Raw genomic sequence first — 20,796 nt, 5'->3', positions numbered from 1 at the left:
GTCTAGCCCTCCTTCGGGGGGACGGGGGCCACGAAGGCGGGGAGCAGGCCGATCAGGACCGCCGCCGCGGGCCACAGCGGCAGACCGGGCGCGACCAGCGGCACCACACCGGGCCGCAGCCCCTCCGGGTCGAGCGACCCGGCGTGGATCATCAGCGCGGCGACGGCCGCACCGGACCCGGACACCAGCCAGGCCCGCGCCCCCCACCGGTCGGGGCGGTAGCGGGTACGGACGCTGCGCCGGCCGCCGAGCCGCAGGCCGCCGAGGGCGAGCGCGAGGCCGATGAGGAGGACGGGCAGGCCGTACCCGGCGCCTTCGGCCGCGAGGAGTCCGTACGTACCGGCGCAGACGCCGAGGAGCCCGCCGAGGGTGAGGACGTTGGTGGTGTGCCGGACGGCGGGCGGGACCTGGGCGGTACGGCCGTACCCGCGCGCGTCCATCGACGCGGCCACGGCCACGGAACGCTCCAGGGCGCCTTCGAGGACCGGCAGCCCGATCTGGAGGATCGCCTTCACCCCGCCCGTGGGGCGTCCGCGCAGACGGCGGGCGGTCCGCAGCCGGACCACATCGGCCACCATGTTCGGCGCGAAGGTCATGGCGACGACGACGGCGACGCCCGCCTCGTACAGGGCGGCGGGCAGCGACTTCAGCAGCCGGGCCGGATTGGCGAGGGCGTTCGCCGCGCCGACACAGATGAGGAGGGCGGCGAGCTTGGCGCCGTCGTAGAAGGCGAAGACCAGCTGCTCGGCGGTGACCTTGCCGCCGAACCGGATGCCCTGCGCCCAGGCGGGCAGCGGGATCTCGGGGAGGGTGAAGAGGGTGTGCGAACCGGGGATGGCGGAGCCCAGCAGCATCGAGAAGACCAGCCGCAGGCCGATCACGACCAGGCCGAGCTTGACGAAGGCGCCGTACGAACGGGCCCAGGGGGCGGTGGTGCGGCGGGCCGCGACCACGTAACCGGCGACGCCGACGATCAGGCCGAGGAGGAGGGGGTTGGTGGTCCGGGATGCGGCTGTGGCGAGGCCGAGTGCCCAGAGCCACCATGCCCCGGCGTGCAGCGCGTTCCGCCGCGCGGCGGCCGGAGCCTCCCAGCGCTTCCGCCGAGGGGGCCGCGCGTACGTCGCCCCGCTCGCCTCCGGCGGGCCCTCAAACGCCGGGCGGGCTGGGTTTTCCGCCCCTGGGCGGCCCAGGTCAGCCGGGCGGTCCCTATCAGCCTGGTCGGCTGGATGTGCCGCGCCCGGGGCGCCGGATTCAGCCGGGTGGGCTGGATGTGCCTGGTCCGGGCCGCCAAAACCAGCCTCGCCGATGCACTCAGCGCTGCCAAAACCAGCCTCGCCGGCGTTTGAGGCGCCGCCGGAGGCAACGGTGGCCGTGCTGCCGGATTCGGCTTCCGCGGCTGGTGTGGCCTCCGGCGGGCCCTCAAACGCCGGGCGGGCTGGATTTGCTGCCCCCGGGCCGTCCGGGTGGGTCACTGGGTTCGGCGGCGGCGGGATTGCCAGGTGGCGGCCGCGGCCAGGGTGATGACGGCCGCGATGCCTGCCAGCAGGCCCACGGAGGGGCCGCTTCCGGTGTCGGACGACGCGGAAGCGGAGGCGGAGGCCGATGGGTGCGGTTCGGCCGCGCCGACCTGGTCACCGCAGCCCTGCTTCGGATAGCCGGAGATCGCGCACAGCAGCGCGGAGCTGTTGTACCGCAGCGGCTTCGCCACCTCCGCCAGCGCATCGGCGGCCGTCGCGTCCGGGGCCACCACCGCGCAGGCCGTGCGCGGCGCGTCCTGCGGCGGGGTCTCGCCGGACGGGGCGTCCGCCGGGACGCCGAAGTCGACGACCAGGGCGACCCGCTTGCGGCCCTCGACCGCGGCCGTGCCGGAGCAGATCGCCCCGAAGTCGGCGGCGGCGCGCGGCTTCGCCGACTGGTCGGCCGCGTCCTGGCTGACCGCGAAGCGGAACCCCTGGACCGAGCCGTCCTTGGGCCGGACCAGGGAGGCGCCCTGGGTGGCATACGTCCACGTGCCGCCCGTACCGTCCCAGAAGGACCAGTACCGGTAACCGGCCGCCAGCGCGGGCGCGGCGCTCAGCAGGGTCAGCACCATGCCCAGCGCGATGGCGAAGGCCACCGGAAGCGACAGGGCGGACGGTACGGTGCGGCCGCGGATCACAGCTGCTGCTTCTTCTTGCGGCCGCTCAGCAGGATGCCGATGCCCACACCGGCCGCGGCACCCGCGCCGATGATCCACCAGACGTTCCCGTTCGAGGATGAGGAAGAACCCGCGTCGGATGCCTTCGGCTTCGGGGTTGCCGTGGCCGTGTCCGCCGGGCCGGTCGCGTTCAGCGCGGACACCAGGTCGGCGCCGCCGAAGGCCTTCGGGTCGTTGCCCGTGGCGTGCGCGGTCAGGATCAGCGTGGCGAGGGCGGCCGGGTTGCCCTTGGACCACTCGGCGGTGTTGCCCTTGAGCCACTCCAGCGCGCCCGCGGCGGACTGCTTGTGCCCGGCGGCGGCCAGCGCGATCACGGCGTCGGCGGTGTTGCCGACGTCCGGGGTGACCGCGTCGGAGCCCGGGGTCTTCACGGTCAGGTGACCGTCCTTCTTGAGGGCCTCGGCCAGATATCCGGCCGCGCCCTGGGCGGCGGCCGCCGGGTCCTTCGCCCCGGCCGGGCACTCCAGCGCCGCGGCGGGGGTGTCCGCGGCGGCCGGGGCCACGACCGGGCCCTTGCCGAGCGCGGCGAGCACCGCGGCGGCCGAGGCGTCGGCGTTCGCGTCGAGCTTGCCGTCCTGCGGCAGGTAGCCGAAGGCGCCGCGGTCGGCGGCGGGCTCGGCCGAGCAGCCCAGCTGGAAGGAGAGGAGCGCCTCGGAGGCCGACTTGCCCGCCTTCGACTTCACCTCGGCCGGGTTCTCCCCGGCCGCGACCAGCGCGCTGATCACGACGGGCGTGGAGCTGCCCTCGCTCGGGCTGCCCGGGTTGTAGGCCCAGCCGCCGTCCTCGTTCTGTACGGACTTCAGCCAGCCGGCGCCCTTCTTGACGGCCTCGTCATGGCCGCCCAGCGCCTTCAGGGCCTGCACCGCGACGGCGGTGGCGTTCGTGTCGCGCAGCGTCTTCGCGTCGCAGGCCGCACCCGCATCCGCGCGGAACGCGGCGAAGGCACCGTCCGCGCACTGCTGGCCGGTCAGCCACTCGACGGCCTGCGGCGCGGGCCGCACGCCGACCGTCTGCTGCGCGAGCAGGGCGAAGGACTGGCGCCAGACGCCGTCGTAGGTCGGGTCGTTCTTGCCGAACAGCCCGGAGGGGATCACGGGAGCCGGTGACGGCGAGGGGGCGGCGAGGGCGGCGGGAGCGGCGCCCACGCAGAGCACGGCGGAGGCGGCGAGCGTGGCGGCGCTACGGCGGACGTTCATGGTGGGGCGGGTGCCTCTCCTGCAGGGGAACGGGAGGCAGGCACGGGGAGTACCGGGCTCCGGCTCCGTTTACCTCGACGGTGCCGGCCACCGGAGGACCCGGCGGCGCGAGCCGCGCACCTCCGCCACGGGGCAATCCGGCTCCCCGCCCGGCGGTGCCGGGGCGGGACACGGTTGCGGGTCAGCGCCGGATTCGCACCGGCTTCCCCCCGTACGGAAGTGTTGACGACCCGGTCACTCTACCGGCCCGCGGCCCGCGCACCGGGTGGCGGCGGGCTGGTGCGCCCCTTACCGGCCACCTTGCCGACCGCCTCCGCTTCCTCGCGTCGCGCGCCTCCCGCTCCCGTTCGCAGCGCGCGTCACAGCACGCGTCACAGGGCCCGGTACGTCACCGGGTCGCTGCCCGGAACGGCCTCGGCGCGCCCCTGCTTCACCAGCCGCCGCAGGTGCGCCTCGGCCTCCGACACGGCGATGTTGCGGGAGCCGTACGGGATCTGCGCCCAGGGGCGGTTCCACTCCATCCGCTCGGCCAGCTCCCACGGGGTCAACGGCCGCGCGAGCAGCTCCCACAGGCCCACCAGGCGCTCCTCGTGGTGCGCCAGCAGCTCGCGGACCCGGGCCGGAGCGTCGGTGAAGGCGTGCTGGTGGGCCGGGAGCACCTCGGCCGGTTCGAGGCGGCCGATGCGTTCGAGGGAGTCGAGGTAGTCGCCGAGGGGGTCGGTGGCCATCAGGTCCTCGGGGGCCTCGTACAGCCCGATGTGCGGGGAGATGCCGGGCAGCAGGTGGTCACCGGAGAAGAGGCGGCCGTTGCCGGGGAGGTGCGCGGGGTGCTCCTCCTCCAGGTGCAGGCAGACGTGCCCGGGGGTGTGGCCCGGGGTCCAGATCGCGCGCAGCCTGCGCCCGGCCAGCGGGAGCAGCTCGCCGGGGACGATCTCGCGGTCCGGGACCGCCGCGTGCATGCCGGGCAGGGTGCGCATGCGGCCGCTCTCGCGGGCGGCGCGCAGCGGGGCGATGTGCTCGTCGGGGGCGCCCGCGGCGAGCAGTTTCCCGCTCATGTAGTCGAGCCAGACGCCCGGGTCGGAGCCGCGGGTGCGCACGACGACCTCGGTGTCGGCGGCGTGCATCGCGATCCAGGCCCCGGAGGCCTCCCGCACCCGGCCGGACAGGCCGTGGTGGTCGGGGTGGTGGTGGGTGATGACCACGCCGTGGACGTCGGCGATCGGGATGCCGAGTGCGCCGAGCCCGGCGACGAGGGTGTCCCAGGAGTCGGGGTCGTCCCATCCGGTGTCGACGAGGACGGGACCACGGCCGGTCTCGACGACGTGGACGAGGGTGTGGCCGAGCGGATTGTCGGGGATGGGGACCTTAATGCCCCAGACGCCACCGCCGTGATCGGTGACATCGGGGGGCTGCGTCGCTCCCGCTGTTCCCCCTGCTCCCGCTGTTCCCCCGGCTCCCCCTGCTCCCGCTGTTCCTGCCGTTTCTGCCGGCATGTGCTGGCCCCCAGACTCCCTCAGACTCACTGACAAGAACTTGTTCCAGTAGTAGCCCAAGTCGACCATCTTCGCGGCTTCCTGACCAGTCGTCGGATCCGTTGCCGATCTCTCCCCGCCCTCCGGGCGGTGTTCTGTCCGCGCCGTGGACTCCTGGAACTAGAACTGGTATCAGTTCTGGCATCCGGTTCTGAACCGCAGGAGGCATCAGCCATGACCGAGCTCGTGGAACACGGAAAGCTGTTCATCGGCGGCGAATGGACCGACCCGCTGGGCAGCGACACCATCGACATCGTCTCGCCCCACACCGAGCAGGTCATCGGCCGCGTACCGCACGCCTCCCGGGCGGACGTCGACCGCGCCGTCGCCGTCGCCCGCAAGGCCTTCGACGAAGGCCCCTGGCCCCGCATGTCCCTGGACGAGCGGATCGAGGTCGTCGCCCGGATCAAGGACGCGATCGCCGTCCGGCACGAGGAGATCGCCCGCTCGATCAGCTCCCAGAACGGATCGCCGTACTCCTGGAGCGTGCTCGCCCAGGCGCTCGGCCCGATGATGGTCTACGACGCCGCCATCACGGTCGCCCGCGCCTTCCCGTACGAGGAGCACCGCCAGGGAGCGCTCAGTCCGATCCTGGTCCGGCGCGAGCCGGTGGGCGTGGTCGCGGCCGTCATCCCCTGGAACGTCCCGCAGTTCGTGGCCGCGGCGAAACTGGCGCCCGCGCTGCTGAGCGGCTGCACCGTCATCCTCAAGCCGTCACCGGAAGCGCCGCTCGACTCGTACATCCTCGCCGACATCGCCCGCGAGGCCGGGCTGCCGGAGGGCGTGCTGTCGATCCTGCCCGCCGACCGCGAGGTCAGCGAGTACCTGGTCGGGCACCCGGGGATCGACAAGGTCGCCTTCACCGGCTCCGTCGCGGCGGGCAAGCGCGTCATGGAGGTCGCCGCCCGCAACCTCACCCGGGTCACCCTGGAACTCGGCGGCAAGTCCGCCGCCGTGATCCTCCCGGACGCCGACCTGGAGAGCACCATCGCCGGGATCGTCCCGGCCGCCTGGATGAACAACGGACAGGCGTGCGTGGCCCAGACCCGCGTACTGGCCCCCCGCAGCCGCTACGACGAGATCGCCGAGGCCCTCGCCGCGGCAGCCGGGGCCCTGGTCGTCGGCGACCCGCTGGACCCGGCGACCCAGCTCGGCCCGCTGGTGGCCAAGCGGCAGCAGCAGCGCTCCTTCGACTACATCAAGATCGGCCAGGAGGAGGGCGCCAAGATCCTCACCGGCGGCGGGCGCCCGGCGGGCATGGACCAGGGCTGGTACGTCGAGCCGACGCTCTTCGGGGACGTCGACAACTCCATGAGGATCGCCCGCGAGGAGATCTTCGGACCGGTCGTCTGCCTGATCCCGTACGGCGACGAGGCCGATGCCGTACGGATCGCCAACGACTCGGAGTTCGGCCTGAGCGGCAGCGTCTGGACCGGCGACGTCGAGCACGGCATCGACTTCGGCCGCCGGATCCGCACGGGCGTCTTCAACGTGAACACCTTCAGCCTGGACATGCTCGGCCCGTTCGGCGGCTACAAGAACAGTGGTCTGGGCCGTGAGTTCGGCCCGGAGGGCCTGAGCGAGTACCTGGAAGCGAAGATGATCTGCCTGCCGGGCGGGTACCAGGCGCCGGTCACCGAAGGTGGGGAGTGATGGGGGACCGCTGGCACGTAGAGGTGGACAGAGGTGTCTGCATCGGATCGGGCATGTGCGTGAACCATGCCCCCACGGGCTTCACCCTGGACTCGGCCCGCCAGTCCCACCCGAGCACGCCGGATACGGACGCCAGCGAACCGGTCCTCACAGCGGCCGAGGGCTGCCCGGTCGAGGCCATCACGATCACCTTGGCGGGGAGCGGGGAGCTGGTGTTCCCACCGGAGGAGTAACCCGGCTGGCGCCGGGGCGCGGCTGCGCCGCGGGGGGTTCGTTCCGAGCGTCCGGGGTCGGGGAGGTTCCGGGGGCTGCCCGCCAGTTCAACTGTCTCTTCGTGCCGGTGCGGCCTGTCAAGGGCGCTCCTTCGTCGCGTCGCTTCGCGATGGCCTTCGGCCACCCTTGACAGACCACCCCGTCACGAAAAGCCAAGAACTGTCGGGCGGCCCCCGGGGGAAGGCATGGGGGACCTGATCCACGATCCAGGGGTGGGAGCGGGCGGGCCCGGTCCCGGGTGCGGCCAAGCCGCGCCCTCCGGGCGGACAAGCGACAAGCCGCACCTATATCGCTACGCGCTCCTCTGGGGGCGGCGTCTGCGGCCCGTTTTGGGCTGGTGGACGGTGCGGGAAGGCCGAAAGCTCGGCTGGACGAGCATGGAGTCGGGTCAAGCTGCCCCCGACACTCAACACCCCTCCAAGATGCCCCTTTTGTGGCGCTTTGGAGCCCCTATCTTGGGGCGGACGACCGCTTGACCCGTCTCCACTTCGGCCTGAGCGAAGTTCCAGGCGCAAACAGCCCGCAGACGCCTCCCCGAGCGCAACTGTGTAGCGATCTGCCCGCGTGCTTGTTGCTTGTCGTCTGTTGCCTGTTCGCCCGGAGGGCGCGGCTTGGGCTCACCCAGACCCTGGGCCGGTGATCAAGATGTGGCCGATGGGACCAGGTCCCCCATGCCTTCCCCCGGGGGCCGCCCGACAGTTCTTGGCTTTTCGTGGGGACGTGCCCTGTCAAGGGTGGCCGTAGGCCATCGCGTAGCGACGCGACCGCAGGGAGCGCCCTTGACAGGGCGCGGCACCGCGAAGAGACAGTTGAACTGGCGGGCAGCCCCCGGAACCTCCCTGACCCCGGACGCCCGAAGCCACCGCCTCTGCGGCGAAGCCGCACCCGGCGCAGCCGGGCCCCTCCTACCGCCCGGTTTCAGCCGAACCTGTGGGCCCCGACCCCGCCCGCGGGGCCGGGACCGTCAGGTCGATCAGGCGGCAGACCGTTTCGATGTCGATCTTCACCTGGGCGATCGACGCGCGGCCCGAGAGCCAGGTGATCAGGGCCGAGTGCCAGGTGTGCTCGATGACGCGGACCGCCGAGAGCTGTTCGGCCGTGGGCGGGGCGTCCAGGCCCATCGCGTCCAGGATGATCGCCGTGGTCAGCCGGGAGACGGTGTCCACCTCGGGGCTCACGCTGCGGTCCGCGAAGGTCAGGGCGCGCACCATGGCGTCGGCCAGGTGCGGTTCGCGCTGGAGGGCGCGGAAGGCGCGCATGAGCGTTTCCGCGACGGCTTCGGCCGGGCTGTCGGCGACCGGGGGGCGTTTGCGCAGGGTGGTGTGCATGTGCTGGAGCTGGTCCTGCATGGTCGCGACCAGCAGGTGCACCTTGGAGGGGAAGTACCGGTACAGCGTGCCCAGCGCGACGCTGGACGACTCCGCGACCTCCCGCATCTGGACCGCGTCGAACCCGCCCCGGCTGGCCAGCTGTGCGCTGGCGTGCAGGATCCTGCGGCGGCGGGCTTCCTGCCGCTCCGTCAGGGGCGGGGACGCCGGCGTGGCGAGGGCCTTGGCTTCCGCTGTCATGTGTCCCGTTCCGTGGCGTTCCGAGGTATCCATTCGCACCGCTCCGAGGCTGTTCCGTGGTCAGCATGGCAGGCGGGTCAGCCGTGGCGCGAATCACCTGCTCCGGCTCTTACGGTGTGGTTTCCGGCCGGTAGATTCAATGGTCTTCAACGGATCAAGTCTGAAACTTGTTCTACATTATCCGAGCGGTTACGCTCCGGCGAAAGTGCAGTGAGAAGGGGGCCGGGAGTGACCGCTGAGGCCATGGTGACGAGCCCTTTCGTGGGTTCCGCCACTGACGGCGACCGCCCGTTGCGCATCGCACTCCTCACCTACAAGGGGAACCCGTTCTGCGGTGGCCAGGGCGTCTACGTCCGCCACCTCGCGCGGGAGCTGGTCCGCCTGGGGCACTCCGTCGAAGTCATCGGCGCGCAGCCCTATCCGGTGCTCGACACGGGCGCCACGCTCACCGAGCTGCCCAGCCTGGACCTCTACCGCAGCCCCGACCCCTTCCGCACCCCCAAGCGCGATGAGTACCGGGACTGGATCGACGCCCTGGAGGTCGCCACCATGTGGACCGGTGGCTTCCCCGAACCCCTGACCTTCTCGCTGCGGGCCCGCCGCCACCTGGCGGCCCGGCGCGGCGAGTTCGACGTCATCCACGACAACCAGACCCTGGGCTACGGCCTGTTGGCCGACCTGGGCGCACCCCTGGTCACCACCGTCCACCACCCGATCACGGTGGACCGGAAGCTCGACCTTGCCGCCGCGAAGGACCGCAAGAAGCGCCTCTCGGTGCGCCGTTGGTACGGCTTCACCCGCATGCAGGGCCGGGTGGCCCGCCGGCTGCCCACGGTCCTGACCGTCTCCGGTTCCTCACAGCAGGAGATCGCCGACCACCTCGGCGTCCGGGACGACCGCATCCACGTCGTGCACATCGGCGCCGACACCGACCTGTGGTCGCCGGACCCGTCCGTCGCCGAGATCCCGGGCCGGATCGTCACCACCTCCAGTGCGGACGTACCGCTCAAGGGCCTGGTCCACCTCGTGGAGGCGCTCGCCAAGCTGCGCACCGAGCAGCCCGGCGCGCACCTCGTCGTCGTCGGCAAGCGCGCCGAGCGCGGGCCGGTCGCCCGGGCCATCGAGAAGTACGGGCTCGAAGACGCGGTCCAGTTCGTCAAGGGCATCACCGACACCGAACTCGTCGACCTCGTGCGCAGCGCGCAGGTCGCCTGCGTGCCCTCCCTCTACGAAGGCTTCTCGCTCCCGGCGGCCGAGGCGATGGCCACCGGCACCCCGCTGGTGGCCACCACCGGCGGGGCGATCCCCGAGGTGACGGGCGCCGACGGCGAGACCTGCCTCGCCGTGCCGCCCGGTGACGCGGGGGCGCTGGCCGCCGCGCTGGGCCGGCTGCTCGGCGATCCGCAGCTGCGGGCCCGCCTCGGCAGCGCCGGGCGCGCGCGGGTGCTGGACCGGTTCACCTGGGCCAGAGCCGCCCAGGGCACCGTGGTGCACTACCGGGCCGCCATCGAACGGGCCGCCCGCGCCGGTCGATGACCTCCGTCACCTCCTCCCACCCCCACCCACCTTGACCGCGAAGGCAGGACCGCGTGCTGACCGTCGATTTCTCCAGGTTCCCGCTGGCCGCGGGCGATCGCGTGCTCGATCTGGGCTGCGGCGCAGGCCGGCACGCCTTCGAGTGCTACCGGCGCGGCGCCCACGTGGTCGCCGTGGACCGCAACGGCGAGGAGATCCGCGAGGTCGCCAAGTGGTTCGCGGCCATGAAGGAGGCCGGTGAGGCCCCGGCCGGGGCCACCGCCACCGCGATGGAGGGCGACGCGCTCGCGCTGCCCTTCCCCGACGACTCCTTCGACGTCGTGATCATCTCCGAGGTCATGGAGCACATCCCCGACGACAAGGGCGTGCTCGCCGAGATGGTCCGGGTGCTCAAGCCGGGCGGCCGCATCGCCATCACCGTCCCGCGCTACGGCCCCGAGAAGATCTGCTGGGCGCTCAGCGACGCCTACCACGAGGTCGAGGGCGGCCACATCCGCATCTACAAGGCCGACGAGCTGCTCGGGAAGATGGAGCAGGCCGGTCTCAAGCCGTACGGCACGCACCACGCGCACGGCCTGCACTCGCCGTACTGGTGGCTGAAGTGCGCCTTCGGCGTGGACAACGACAAGGCGCTGCCCGTGAAGGCGTACCACAAGCTCCTGGTCTGGGACATCATGAAGAAGCCCCTCGCGACCCGGCTCGCCGAGCAGGCCCTCAACCCGGTCATCGGCAAGAGCTTCGTGGCCTACGCGACCAAGCCCCACCTGCCCGTCGGCGCCGCCAAGTGACCTCGCCCGGGCGCACCGAGCACCTCGTCCTGGACGGCGTACTGACGGCCGAGCAGGCCGCCGTGACCGTCGCCGGGATCCTCGCCGCGCAGCGCGCGGACGGGGCCATCCCGTGGTTCCGCGGTCACCACCTCGACCCGTGGGACCACACCGAGGCCGCGATGGCCCTGGACGTGGCGGGCGAGCACGAGGCCGCCGCGCGGGCGTACGCGTGGCTGGCGGCCCACCAGAACGAGGACGGCTCCTGGTACGCCGCCTACGCCGACCGCCCCGAAGGCGTGGACACCGAGGCCCCGCAGGACGCGGGCAAGGAGTCCAACTTCACCGCCTACATAGCGGTCGGGGTCTGGCACCACTACCTGGCCACCGGCGACGACCCGTTCCTCGACCGGATGTGGCCCGTCGTCTTCGCCGCCGTCGAATTCGTCCTCGGGCTCCAGCAGCCCGGCGGCCAGATCGGCTGGAAGCGCGAGGCGGACGGGACGGTGGTCGCCGACGGGCTGCTGACCGGTTCCTCCTCCATCCACCAGGCGCTGCGCTGCGCGCTCGCGATCGCCGAGTGCCGCGAGGAGCCGCAGCCCGACTGGGAGGTGGCGGCGGGCGCGCTCGCGCACGCCGTGCGCCGGCACCCCGAGCGGTTCCTCGACAAGAACCACTACTCGATGGACTGGTACTACCCGGTCCTGGGCGGGGCGCTGACCGGAGCCGAGGCGAAGGCCCGGATCGAGCAGCGCTGGGACGAGTTCGTCGTACCGGACCTGGGCGTGCGCTGCGTGCTGCCCAATCCGTGGGTGACGGGCGGCGAGAGCTGTGAACTCGCGCTCGCGCTCTGGGCGATGGGGGAGTCCGACCGGGCGCTGGAGATCCTGCGCTCGATCACGCACCTGCGGGCCGAGAACGGCATGTACTGGACCGGGTACGTCTTCGAGGACGGGAAGGTCTGGCCCGTGGAGCAGACGACCTGGACGGCGGCGTCCCTGCTGCTGGCCGTGGCCGCGCTGGGCGGGGACGAGCCGACCACGGCCGTCTTCGGCGGCTTGGCCCTGCCGGACGGACTGGACCCCGACTGCTGCTAGTACGGGGACCGGCCCGCGCCTGAGGGGACCCGAACGGGTCCCTCAAGTAGCGCAGTCGGTGGGGCGGGGTGAGGCTGCCTGGGACACCTCATTCCCGGAGGAAACCGTGTCCATACCCAGAACCGCCCGATTCCGCCGTGGCCTCACGGCGCTGGCCCTGTCCACCGCGCTCCTCGCCGGGGGCGCCACCGCCTGCGGCGGCGGCGGTGACCGGAGCGACCGGAGTACGGACGTCAGCGCGGACGTCCCGGTCCGCGGGGCCCCGGCCGCCCTGGAGGCCGACGCGGCCGAGGAGGCCCTGGCCATCGCCGACGCGGCGCCTTCGCCCAGCCCGTCCACGCAGGCGGAGAAGCAGAAGTTCGCCAAGACGCGCTTCGTCGCCAACGCGGGGCTCGCGGCCGGTGCCACCTACCAGTGGATCATCAAGCCGTACCGCGCGGGCAAGTTCAAGAAGGGCGCGAGCGGCCGCAAGTTCGCGCTGGTCAAGGCGGGCCTGGCGGGAGCCTTCGCCTACAACCGGCTGAAGGCCGCGGCCGACAACGCCAAGGGCGATCCGCTGCTGTCGAAGGCGGTGGGTCCGCTCACCGCGGGCATCGACTCCCTCAAGGGCCTCGGCAGCAAGCTCCGCAAGGGCGACGCGAGCGACGCGGACATCGGCTCCTTCGAGAAGATGATCAATGGGGTCAAGGACGCGGGCAAGAGCGCGGGCGCCCCGGTCACGGACAAGGTTCCGAGCCTCTCCCAGCTGGGCGGCTGAGCCCCGGGACGCCGGACGCGCGACATGGTGAGGACCCGCCGGGCGACCGGCGGGTCCTCACCACGTGGTGCGTACGGGAGCATCAGCGCGTCGTGTCCCGGTTGAAGACGGACCGGGCCCACAGGTACCCGACCAGGGCCAGCCCCGCGCACCAGCCGGCGGCCAGGATCCCGTTGTGCCCGATCGGGGTGCCCATCAGCAGTCCGCGCAGGGTCTCGATGAGCGGGGTGAAGGGCTGGTACTCGGCGAACCAGCGCAGCCCCGTCGGCATCGAGTCGGTCGGTACGATCGCGCTGCCGAGCAGCGGCAGGAACGTCAGCGGCATCGGCATGTTGCTCGCGGTCTCGGGGGTCTTGGCGACCAGCCCCATCGCGGCGGCCAGCCAGGTGAGGGCGAGGACGAGCCCGGTCAGCAGACCGCCCACGGCCAGCCACTCGACGGCGCCGGCGGACGGCCGGAAGCCCATGAGCAGCGATATGCCGGTCACCAGCGCGACGCTGATCAGGGTCTGGATCACGCCGCCCACGACGTGCCCGGTCAGGAACGACGCCCGGGATATCGGCATCGTACGGAACCGGTTGACGATGCCTTCGGTCATGTCGACGCAGACCCCGACGGCCGTGGCCACCGCGCCGGCGGTCGCGGACATCAGGATGATGCCGGGGGCGATGTAGTCGATGTAGTGCTCCGAGCCGGTTCCGGTGCCGAGGGCGCCGCCGAACACGTAGTTGAACAGGAGCAGCATCATCACCGGCATGACGGCCACGGAGATGGTCATCGACGGATAGCGCAGGGCGTGCCTGAGATTGCGCCGCAGCATCGTCGCCGAGTCGCTGACGGAATGGGCCAGGGTGGTCATCGCGCGTTCTCCCGCTTCGGGCCGGTGAGGGTGAGGAAGACGTCGTCGAGGTCGGGGGTGTGGATCGAGAGGTCCTCGGCCCGGACGGAGGCGTGCTCCAGGATGTCCAGGACGGCCCGCAGGGTGTCCGGGCTGCCGTCGCCGGGGAGGTCCAGGGTGAGCGCCTCGCGGTCGAGGGCGAGGGGGGCGAAGAGCGCGGAGGCCGCGTCGAGTTCGGCCGGTGTGGCGAACCGCAGGCGGATGTGGCTGCCGGGTATGCGGCGCTTCAGCTCCTCGGCGGTGCCCTCGGCGACCAGCTTCCCGTGGTCGAGGACGGCGATCCGGTCGGCGAGTTCATCGGCCTCGTCCAGATACTGGGTGGTGAGGAGGATCGTGACGCCCTGCTCGGTCACCAGATTCCGGATGATCTCCCACATGGTGCGGCGGCTGCGCGGGTCGAGCCCGGTCGTCGGCTCGTCGAGGAAGATGACGCGCGGGTCGCCGACCAGGGTCATCGCCAGGTCGAGCTTGCGCCGCATGCCGCCGGAGAAGGTGGAGACGGGCTTGCGGGCGGCCTCGGTCAGGTCGAAGCGGGAGAGCAGATCGGCGGCGCGCCGCCTGCCCTCCCGGCGGCCGAGGTGCAGCAGGTCGGCCATCAGGATCAGGTTCTCCTCGGCGGTGAGGAGGTTGTCCACCGCCGAGAACTGGCCGGTCACGCCGATGACGCTGCGGATGGCGGCGGCCTCGCGGGCCAGGTCGTGGCCGCCGACGTGGACCTCGCCGGAGTCCGCCGGGATGAGGGTGGTGAGGATCTGCACGGTGGTGGTCTTGCCCGCGCCGTTCGGCCCGAGCAGGGCGAAGACCGTGCCGGGGGCGACGTGCAGATCTATGCCGTCCAGCACCTTCTTGTCGCCGTAGGACTTGGTCAGGCCCGTGACGCTGATCGCGGGCGATGTGAGGGCGGTGGACCCGGTCGCGGTCGCGACGGCTGTGGTCATGGCGGTCTCTGCTCCTTTGCCGGTGGGTGAGTGGGTGGTGGGTGGGTGGTGGGTGGGGGAGTGCGTGGGGGTGGGGCGTGGGTCAGGCGCGGTGGATGTCGATGTTGCCTACGCCGCTGCGGGCGCGGACCTCGACGGTCTCGTCCGTGGCGGTGGGGCCGTCGGCGGCGCTGAGGCCGTTGCGCACGCTGCCGACTCGGGTGTTCACATCGAGCCAGGCGGCGGTGGACCGGGCGATGCCGACCGAGATGTTCCCGGCGGCGGTCTGGAGCGTGACCTGGCCGCGCGCCACCTCGCCGATCCGGATGTGGCCGTTCGCCGACTTGGCCTCGACCCCGGCGTGCGCGGCGCCGACCGAGACGGAGCCGTTGGACGTGGTGGCCTTCAGCTCGCCGTGGACCTCACCGAGGGCGATATCGCCGTTGGAGTTCTTGACGGTCGCGGCGCCGCCGATGGTGTCGGCGCTGATCCGGCCCGATCCGGACAGCTCGGCATTCCCGGTGACGGTCTCGACGTGCGTGTTGCCGTGGCCGGTGGCGAGGTTCACGGCGGCCGCCTCCTCGATGCGGAGGTCGCCGAGCGAGGTCTTGATCCGGGCCTGCCCGAGCGGGCCGGAGCAGAGGAAGTCCGCCATCGGGCAGTCGCCGCGCAGGTTGGAACCGGCGGGCAGGGCGAGGACGATGTCGAGGGAGCCGCTCTTGCCGAAGAGGGAGCGTTTGCGGGGTCCCTTCACGAGCAGTTGCCCGGCCGAATAGCTGATCTTGGTCTGCTGGGCCGCGCGTACGTCGGCATCCTCGCCCGGGTTGCTCGGGCGGACCTCGACCACGGTGTCCGTGCGCTTGGAGGCCGTGACGCGGATGCTGCCGATGTCGAACTCGACGGTGGCGGAGATCGGCTCGGGGGTCTCGAAGGTCTCGGAGTGGTGGGTGATCTGGAATTCGGACATGGCTGTGCCGTCCTCTTGGCTCGGGGTGTGTGGAGAGGGGGGTGGGTGCGTGTGCGGGTGCGTGTCGCGGTGGCGTTAGCGGACCCAGCCTGTGAAGCCCTGCTGGCCGCGGGAGCGGGCTGGGGAGGTCGTGAAGCCCTGGGCGGCCGGGGCGGGGCCGGTGGGGGCGGCCGGTTCGAGGGCGGCGGCCACGGCTCTGACCAGCCAGGCGTTGACCGAGAGGACCTCCTGGCCGGCGGCGTCTTCGACGCGGTTCTTGAGGTGCGCGGGGAGGCGGAAGTTGATGCGGGCTGTGCCGCCTTCGTCGGGGCCGTCGCCGCCGCTTGGGGTTGCGGTGGGTGCCGTTGCCGTTGCCGGGGCCGTGTGCTGGGGCGCGGTGGCTTCGTAGGCGAATGGCTCGGCGGCCGGGGGGGCGGTCACTACGAACTCGGGGTCGAGGCCGCGCAGCCGTACGTCGACCGAGCCGGGGGCGAGGTCCTGGGTTACCTCGCCCATGGCGGCGGACAGGGCGTTCAGCAGGGTCAGCCGGGCGGCCGACTCCAGCGGAGCGGTGAGCCGTTCGGCGAGGGCGCGGGCTTCTGTGCCGCCGGCTTCGGCGGCTACGGCGAGTTCGTTCCGGAGGTGGTCGACGTAGGGCGTGAGGTCCATGGATGAAGCATGGCACATGGGTGGCGCCATGGCTAGCTTTTGTGGTGCCAAGTTGGCGCCGGGTGGCGCCATGGGGTGTTGCGGGGGTGTGGGGGTTGCGGTTGAGGGGGCGCTGGCGCTGGGTGAGCCCTCCGGGGGCGCCTCAAACGCCGGCGGGGCTGGGAGCGGGCGCCTCAAGCGGAGGCAGGGCTGGAGTGGGCGCCTCGGGCGTCAGTGAAGCTGGATGGTGGGCTGGGGTGGAGGGGGCGCTGGCCCTTAGTGGGCCCTCCGGGGGCGCCTCAAACGCCGGCGGGGCTGGAATGGCGGGGTCGGAGCGGTGCCTCAAGCGGCGGCGAGGCTGGGGGGTGGGGCTGGATTGGGTGCCTCGGGTGTCGGCGAGCTGGAATGGCGGGGTCGGAGCGGAGCCTCAAGCGGCGGCGAGGCTGGGGGGTGGGGCTGGATTGGGTGCCTCGGGTGTCGGCGAGCTGGAATGGCGGGTCGGGGTGGCGCCACGTTGGTGCCATGGGTGGTGTCAGGTGTTCAGGTCTGCCAGGACTCGGAGGGTGTGGGGGTCCGGGGCGGTGAGGAGGAGGTCGGTTACTGGGCCCTTGCGCCAGAGGTCGAGGCGTTCCGCGATGCGTTCGCGGGGGCCGATCAGGGAGATCTCGTCCGCGAAGGCGTCCGGGACGGCTTGTATGGCTTCGTGTTTGTGGCCTGCCAGGAAGAGGGTCTGGATGCGGTGGGCTTCCTCCTCGTAGCCCATGCGGGACATCAGGTCGGCGTGGAAGTTGCGGGCCGCGTGGCCCATGCCGCCTATGTAGAAGCCGAGCATGGCCTTGACCGGGAGGAGTCCCTCGGCGACGTCGTCGCAGACGTGGGCGCGGGCCATCGGCGCGATCATGAAGTTCTCGGGGAGGGTGGCCAGGGAGGCCTGATAGACGTCGGTGCGGGTGGGGGACCAGTACAGGGGGAGCCAGCCGTCCGCGATCCGGGTGGTCTGGGCGATGTTCTTCGGGCCCTCGGCGCCCAGGAGGAGGGGGAGGTCCGCGCGGAGGGGGTGGGTGATGGGGCGGAGGGGCTTGCCGATGCCCGTGCCGTCGGGGCCGCGGTAGGGGTGGGTGTGGAAGCGGCCGTCCAGGGTTACCGGGGCCTCGCGGCGCAGCACTTGGCGGATGACGTCGACGTACTCGCGGGTGGCGGTCAGCGGACTGGCGGGGAAGGGGCGGCCGTACCAGCCCTCGACGACCTGCGGGCCGGAGAGGCCGAGGCCGAGCATCATCCGGCCACCCGAGAGGTGGTCCAGGGTGAGCGCGTGCATGGCGGTGGCGGTGGGGGTGCGGGCGGCCATCTGTGCGATGGCGGTGCCGAGCCGGATCCGGGTGGTGTGCGCGGCGATCCAGGTCAGGGGGGTGAAGGCGTCCGATCCCCAGGCTTCGGCGGTCCAGACGGAGTGGTAGCCGAGGTTCTCGGCCTCTGTGGCGAGGTCGAGGTGGGCCGGGTTGGGGCCGCGACCCCAGTAGCCGAGTGCGAGTCCTAGGCGCATGTGGTGTGCCGTCCCTCCGCGAAGCCGTATCCCGTATCTGACGAAGTGTCAGGTGACTGTAAGGCAACGACCCCCCGCCCGGAAGGGCGGGGGGTCGTTGGCCGTACGGGGGCGCGGGGCGGGTCAGCCGCGCTGGATGCCCGTCGTGTCGTTCAGCACGCCGCGGCGGCCGTCCTGGGTCTGGGCCACCAGGGCGGCCGGACCGCGCTGGTCCACCGCCAGGTACCAGGTACCCGGGGCCAGTTCGGCGATCGGGGTGGGCGAGCCGTCCTCACCGAAGAGGGGACGGGCCACCGGCACCGCGAACCAGAACGGGGTGAAATCGGCGGAGGGAGCCGGGGCGGGAGCGGCCGCGGCCGGAGGCTGCGCGTCCTGCGGGGCCGCCGGGGCGCCGTGGCCGGAGTACGGCGGCGCGGGCTGCGGGGTGGTTCCGTACGGCGTGGGCTGCTGGCCCTGGACGCCCGGGTACCCGTACCCGGCGCCCGGCTGCGGCTGGCCACCGTACGGCGGGACGGCCGCCGGCTTCGGCTCGGGCACGAGCCCGACCGCGAGCGCGGGGATCTTCGGACCGCCGACGGCGACGACGGCGAGCGCGAGCGCCGCCAGGAACGCGATCACGGCACCGGCGCCCAGCCCGGCGTTGGGCGGGGTGACGATCAGCGCCCACAGCGCGGACCAGGCGGTGGCGACGGCGAGACCGGTGCCCCAGACGTCCAGGCCGTGCCCGGCGACCTTGCGGCCCGCGGGCAGCAGCCGGGTGGTGATGATCAGGGCCGCGGCGGCGATGCCCGTCAGGAAGACCGAGGGGAGGACGATGCCCAGCCGGTCCGTGTCCCACGCGTTCGGGATGCGGGACTCGCAGGCCGCGATCCCGGCACAGTCGACGGAGTAGAAGTTGAGGAACGAGGCGATGAACAGCAGCACCGCTGCTCCGATCACCACGCCGTCGCCTCTAGTGAGGGAGCGGATGTTCACTTGGATGTGTGTCCTTCTCGGTCTCGGTCGTCTCGTCGTCTCGACGGTGCCGCGGTCCGTGTGCGGGAGCGGGGCGGGCGGGCACCATCGTACGGACGTTTCGCGCGCCCGAGGGGTCAGGGGCCGTACCCGGCCCCTTCTCCTACCCGCCGAGGAAGCCGACGATTCCGTTCGCGATGCCCTGGGCCGCCTTCTCGCGCCACTCCGGACTGTTCAGCAGCGCCGCGTCCTTGGCGTCACGCATGTTGCCGCATTCGATGAACACCTTGGGGCGCGTGGACAGGTTGAGGCCGCCGAGGTCGTCGCGGACGACCAGACCGGTGCCGCCGCCCACGTAGTTGGAGGGGGCCGAGCCGGTGGTCCGGGTGAAGTTCCCGGCGATCCGTTCGCCCAGTTCGCGCGACGGGCCGACGATGTTCGCGGTGTCCGCGGCCCCGCCCTTGACCTTCGCCGGGAGGATCACGTGGAAGCCGCGGTTGCCCTCGGCGACGCCGTCGGCGTGGACCGAGACCACCGCGTCCGCGTTCGCGGCGTTGCCGATCCGGGCCCGCTCGTCGATGCACGGGCCGAACGGCCGGTCGGGGGCCTGGTGCGTGAACACCACCTTGATGCCCTTGGCTTCGAGGATCGCGCCCAGCCGCTTGGAGACGTCGAGGGTGAAGTCGGCTTCCAGATAACCGGCGTTGGTGGTCGTCCCGGTGGTGTCGCACTCCTTGCGGCCCGTGCCGATGTCGACCTGCTTGTCGATCTCGCTCGTGTGCTTGAAGTTGCCCGCGTTGTGTCCCGGGTCGATGACCACGGTACGTCCGGCCAGCGGGCCCTTGGCGGGAGCCGCCGCCGTGGACTGGCCCGGGGAGGCGGAAGCGGAAGCGGAGGCCGAGGGGGAAGCGCTCGCGGAGGCAGAGGCGCTGCCCTGCGGGCGCGGCTGCGAGGAGGGCGGGGCGGCCGGCGGCTGCGCGGCGGCCGGGGGCCGGCCGTCGTCGGCGCCGGCCCCGGTCGTCACCTCCACCAGCACCCACCCGGCGAGGCAGAGCGGCGCGATCGCGGCGATGGCCACGGCCAGCGTGGACCGGCGCGTGAACCACGGCCGGTCAGGGCTGACCGAAGAGGCGGACTCGGGCTGCGGGGCACTGTCGTCGTACGGCACGTCGGCGATGCTAGACCGTGGGCCAGGCCCGCGTCCGGACCCTGACCCATCCGAGGGCCGGGCGCACGCCCGGATGGAGTCCCGTCATGCCTGGTCAGCCCCGGGTCAGGCCCTGGTCAGATACCGGTTCCGGTGCGGCGCAGGACGCGCAGGGAATCCGTCACGGAAACCTCCTCGAAGGCCCCCGACGCCAGCGCGCGCAGGTAGATCCGGTACGGCGCCTGCCCGCCGTCCGCCGGGTCCGGGAAGACGTCGTGGATGACCAGCGTCCCGCCGGGCGCGACGTGCGGGGCCCAGCCCTCGTAGTCCCCGGTGGCGTGCTCGTCGGTGTGCCCGCCGTCGATGAAGACCAGGCCGAGCGGGCCTCCCCAGGCCGCCGCGACCCGCGGGGACCGGCCGACGATCGCGATCACGTGCTCCTCCAGACCCGCCTTGTGCAGGGTCCGGCGGAAGGTGGGGAGCGTGTCCATGAGCCCGACCTCCGGGTCCACGACCGTCGGGTCGTGGTACTCCCAGCCCGGCTGCTGCTCCTCGCTGCCCCGGTGGTGGTCCACGGTGATCGCGCTCACACCGGCCTCGCGGGCCGCGTCGGCGAGCAGGATCGTGGAGCGCCCGCAGTACGTGCCCACCTCCAGCAGTGGCAGCCCCAGCCCGGCGGCTTCGGCGGCCGCCGCGTACAGCGCGAGGCCCTCCCGTACGGGCATGAACCCCTTGGCCGCCTCGAAGGCGGCGAGGGTCTCCGGCTTGGGGCTGGCCATGGTGTTCCTCCAGGTGGTGGTGCGGTACTGGCCCTACGGGGCGGGTGGCGGCCCATGCTGCCCTACTGCCCGGTAGGACGCCATGGCCGGGTCCCGCGCGGTGACCTGCGGCGGGCCGGGTGGTCGCACTCGAACCACACCGTCTTGCCGGTGGCGGTCGCGTACGTGCCCCAGCGGTCGGTGACGGCCTCGACCAGCAGCAGCCCCCGCCCGCCGTCGGCCAGCGGCGCCGGGTCGGCCGCCGGGCGCGGGGGAGAGGCGGAGCCGTCGCTCACCTCCACCCGCAGCCCCTTCGGCCGCAGCAGGATCACCACCGCGCAGCCGGCGGAATGCTCACCGACGGTGAAGCCCATCCGGTAGATTCCGTCAACTTCGGTCTCAGAGTGGT

General features: G+C 72.5%; 20 protein-coding genes. 6 read left to right on the top strand and 14 right to left on the bottom strand.

The window, feature by feature from the left end; translation table 11 throughout:
- Positions 1-2 precede the first annotated feature (2 nt).
- The 4 genes from OHS33_RS10890 to OHS33_RS10875 form a co-directional block, all read right to left on the bottom strand.
- Positions 3-1,190: an energy-coupling factor transporter transmembrane component T gene (locus tag OHS33_RS10890; protein WP_443065432.1), complete on the bottom strand. Its 1,188-nt coding sequence runs from the start codon at positions 1,188-1,190 to the stop codon at positions 3-5.
- Positions 1,191-1,468: 278 nt separating this feature from the next.
- On the bottom strand, positions 1,469-2,092 hold the full coding sequence (locus OHS33_RS10885) for an SCO2322 family protein (RefSeq protein WP_330334999.1): 624 nt from the start codon (positions 2,090-2,092) through the stop codon (positions 1,469-1,471).
- Between the two features lie 62 nt (positions 2,093-2,154).
- Positions 2,155-3,393, bottom strand: coding sequence for a prenyltransferase/squalene oxidase repeat-containing protein (locus OHS33_RS10880; RefSeq protein ID WP_330330187.1), 1,239 nt, complete (start codon positions 3,391-3,393; stop codon positions 2,155-2,157).
- A gap of 371 nt (positions 3,394-3,764) precedes the next feature.
- Positions 3,765-4,886, bottom strand: a complete 1,122-nt coding sequence (locus OHS33_RS10875; RefSeq protein WP_330330186.1) for an MBL fold metallo-hydrolase — start codon at positions 4,884-4,886, stop codon at positions 3,765-3,767.
- Positions 4,887-5,099: 213 nt separating this feature from the next.
- On the opposite strand from OHS33_RS10875, the gene OHS33_RS10870 reads away from it, so the two are divergent.
- Together OHS33_RS10870 and OHS33_RS10865 are read left to right on the top strand one after the other, a co-directional pair.
- Positions 5,100-6,578, top strand: a complete 1,479-nt coding sequence (locus OHS33_RS10870) for an aldehyde dehydrogenase (RefSeq protein ID WP_330330185.1) — start codon at positions 5,100-5,102, stop codon at positions 6,576-6,578.
- On the top strand, positions 6,578-6,811 hold the full coding sequence (locus tag OHS33_RS10865; protein ID WP_330330184.1) for a ferredoxin: 234 nt from the start codon (positions 6,578-6,580) through the stop codon (positions 6,809-6,811). Before OHS33_RS10870 ends, OHS33_RS10865 begins: the two co-directional genes overlap by 1 nt.
- 945 nt (positions 6,812-7,756) lie before the next feature.
- Here OHS33_RS10865 and OHS33_RS10860 read toward each other — a convergent pair.
- On the bottom strand, positions 7,757-8,419 hold the full coding sequence (locus OHS33_RS10860; protein WP_330330183.1) for a TetR family transcriptional regulator: 663 nt from the start codon (positions 8,417-8,419) through the stop codon (positions 7,757-7,759).
- Positions 8,420-8,647: 228 nt separating this feature from the next.
- Here OHS33_RS10860 and OHS33_RS10855 point away from each other — a divergent pair, with 228 nt between their 5' ends.
- The 4 genes from OHS33_RS10855 (at position 8,648) to OHS33_RS10840 (ending at position 12,576) form a co-directional block, all read left to right on the top strand.
- Positions 8,648-9,955 carry a glycosyltransferase family 4 protein gene (locus OHS33_RS10855; protein ID WP_330330182.1) on the top strand — a complete coding sequence of 436 codons (1,308 nt, stop codon included), beginning with the start codon at positions 8,648-8,650 and terminating at the stop codon, positions 9,953-9,955.
- 53 nt (positions 9,956-10,008) lie between these two features.
- Positions 10,009-10,743 (top strand): class I SAM-dependent methyltransferase, encoded by a 735-nt coding sequence (locus OHS33_RS10850; RefSeq protein ID WP_330330181.1) that lies wholly within the window; start codon positions 10,009-10,011, stop codon positions 10,741-10,743.
- Positions 10,740-11,819: a prenyltransferase gene (locus OHS33_RS10845; RefSeq protein ID WP_330330180.1), complete on the top strand. Its 1,080-nt coding sequence runs from the start codon at positions 10,740-10,742 to the stop codon at positions 11,817-11,819. The genes OHS33_RS10850 and OHS33_RS10845 overlap by 4 nt, the downstream gene beginning before the upstream one ends.
- A gap of 112 nt (positions 11,820-11,931) precedes the next feature.
- Positions 11,932-12,576, top strand: a complete 645-nt coding sequence (locus OHS33_RS10840) for a hypothetical protein (RefSeq protein WP_330334998.1) — start codon at positions 11,932-11,934, stop codon at positions 12,574-12,576.
- Positions 12,577-12,658: 82 nt separating this feature from the next.
- On the opposite strand, the gene OHS33_RS10835 is transcribed toward OHS33_RS10840, so the two are convergent.
- From OHS33_RS10835 to OHS33_RS10795, 9 genes are all read right to left on the bottom strand, one after another.
- A complete protein-coding gene (locus tag OHS33_RS10835; RefSeq protein WP_330330179.1) occupies positions 12,659-13,435 on the bottom strand; it encodes an ABC transporter permease in 777 nt (258 codons plus the stop codon).
- Positions 13,432-14,412, bottom strand: a complete 981-nt coding sequence (locus OHS33_RS10830) for an ATP-binding cassette domain-containing protein (RefSeq protein ID WP_330330178.1) — start codon at positions 14,410-14,412, stop codon at positions 13,432-13,434. The genes OHS33_RS10835 and OHS33_RS10830 overlap by 4 nt, the downstream gene beginning before the upstream one ends.
- An 82-nt stretch (positions 14,413-14,494) precedes the next feature.
- Positions 14,495-15,358, bottom strand: a complete 864-nt coding sequence (locus OHS33_RS10825; protein ID WP_330330177.1) for a DUF4097 family beta strand repeat-containing protein — start codon at positions 15,356-15,358, stop codon at positions 14,495-14,497.
- 75 nt (positions 15,359-15,433) lie between these two features.
- The gene (locus OHS33_RS10820) at positions 15,434-16,006 is read right to left on the bottom strand and encodes a hypothetical protein (RefSeq protein WP_330330176.1); all 573 of its coding nucleotides are present in this window, start codon (positions 16,004-16,006) and stop codon (positions 15,434-15,436) included.
- A 511-nt stretch (positions 16,007-16,517) separates the two neighbouring features.
- Entirely contained in the window at positions 16,518-17,528 is a 1,011-nt protein-coding gene (locus OHS33_RS10815) for an LLM class F420-dependent oxidoreductase (RefSeq protein WP_330330175.1), read from the bottom strand.
- 123 nt (positions 17,529-17,651) lie between these two features.
- On the bottom strand, positions 17,652-18,503 hold the full coding sequence (locus OHS33_RS10810) for a hypothetical protein (protein ID WP_330330174.1): 852 nt from the start codon (positions 18,501-18,503) through the stop codon (positions 17,652-17,654).
- Positions 18,504-18,645: 142 nt separating this feature from the next.
- Positions 18,646-19,650, bottom strand: coding sequence for an N-acetylmuramoyl-L-alanine amidase (locus OHS33_RS10805; RefSeq protein WP_330330173.1), 1,005 nt, complete (start codon positions 19,648-19,650; stop codon positions 18,646-18,648).
- Between the two features lie 116 nt (positions 19,651-19,766).
- Positions 19,767-20,408 (bottom strand): class I SAM-dependent methyltransferase, encoded by a 642-nt coding sequence (locus OHS33_RS10800; RefSeq protein ID WP_330330172.1) that lies wholly within the window; start codon positions 20,406-20,408, stop codon positions 19,767-19,769.
- A 62-nt stretch (positions 20,409-20,470) separates the two neighbouring features.
- The gene (locus OHS33_RS10795; protein ID WP_330330171.1) at positions 20,471-20,761 is read right to left on the bottom strand and encodes an ATP-binding protein; all 291 of its coding nucleotides are present in this window, start codon (positions 20,759-20,761) and stop codon (positions 20,471-20,473) included.
- Positions 20,762-20,796 lie beyond the last annotated feature (35 nt).

Origin of the sequence: Streptomyces sp. NBC_00536 (genome assembly GCF_036346295.1) — a bacterium.
Classification (GTDB): Bacteria; Actinomycetota; Actinomycetes; order Streptomycetales; family Streptomycetaceae; genus Streptomyces.
Note: the sequence above shows the minus strand (reverse complement) of the source record. Positions and strands in the feature narration are given on the sequence as shown.

Bases quoted from the DNA above. Each gene is read 5' to 3' on its own strand.
- OHS33_RS10885 (WP_330334999.1), bottom strand. From the start codon at position 2,092: ATGGTGCTGACCCTGCTGAGCGCCGCGCCCGCGCTGGCGGCCGGTTAC.
- OHS33_RS10880 (WP_330330187.1), bottom strand. From the start codon at position 3,393: ATGAACGTCCGCCGTAGCGCCGCCACGCTCGCCGCCTCCGCCGTGCTC.
- OHS33_RS10875 (WP_330330186.1), bottom strand. From the start codon at position 4,886: ATGCCGGCAGAAACGGCAGGAACAGCGGGAGCAGGGGGAGCCGGGGGA.
- OHS33_RS10870 (WP_330330185.1), top strand. From the start codon at position 5,100: ATGACCGAGCTCGTGGAACACGGAAAGCTGTTCATCGGCGGCGAATGG.
- OHS33_RS10865 (WP_330330184.1), top strand. From the start codon at position 6,578: ATGGGGGACCGCTGGCACGTAGAGGTGGACAGAGGTGTCTGCATCGGA.
- OHS33_RS10860 (WP_330330183.1), bottom strand. From the start codon at position 8,419: ATGACAGCGGAAGCCAAGGCCCTCGCCACGCCGGCGTCCCCGCCCCTG.
- OHS33_RS10835 (WP_330330179.1), bottom strand. From the start codon at position 13,435: ATGACCACCCTGGCCCATTCCGTCAGCGACTCGGCGACGATGCTGCGG.
- OHS33_RS10830 (WP_330330178.1), bottom strand. From the start codon at position 14,412: ATGACCACAGCCGTCGCGACCGCGACCGGGTCCACCGCCCTCACATCG.
- OHS33_RS10825 (WP_330330177.1), bottom strand. From the start codon at position 15,358: ATGTCCGAATTCCAGATCACCCACCACTCCGAGACCTTCGAGACCCCC.
- OHS33_RS10820 (WP_330330176.1), bottom strand. From the start codon at position 16,006: ATGGACCTCACGCCCTACGTCGACCACCTCCGGAACGAACTCGCCGTA.
- OHS33_RS10815 (WP_330330175.1), bottom strand. From the start codon at position 17,528: ATGCGCCTAGGACTCGCACTCGGCTACTGGGGTCGCGGCCCCAACCCG.
- OHS33_RS10800 (WP_330330172.1), bottom strand. From the start codon at position 20,408: ATGGCCAGCCCCAAGCCGGAGACCCTCGCCGCCTTCGAGGCGGCCAAG.
- OHS33_RS10795 (WP_330330171.1), bottom strand. From the start codon at position 20,761: ATGGGCTTCACCGTCGGTGAGCATTCCGCCGGCTGCGCGGTGGTGATC.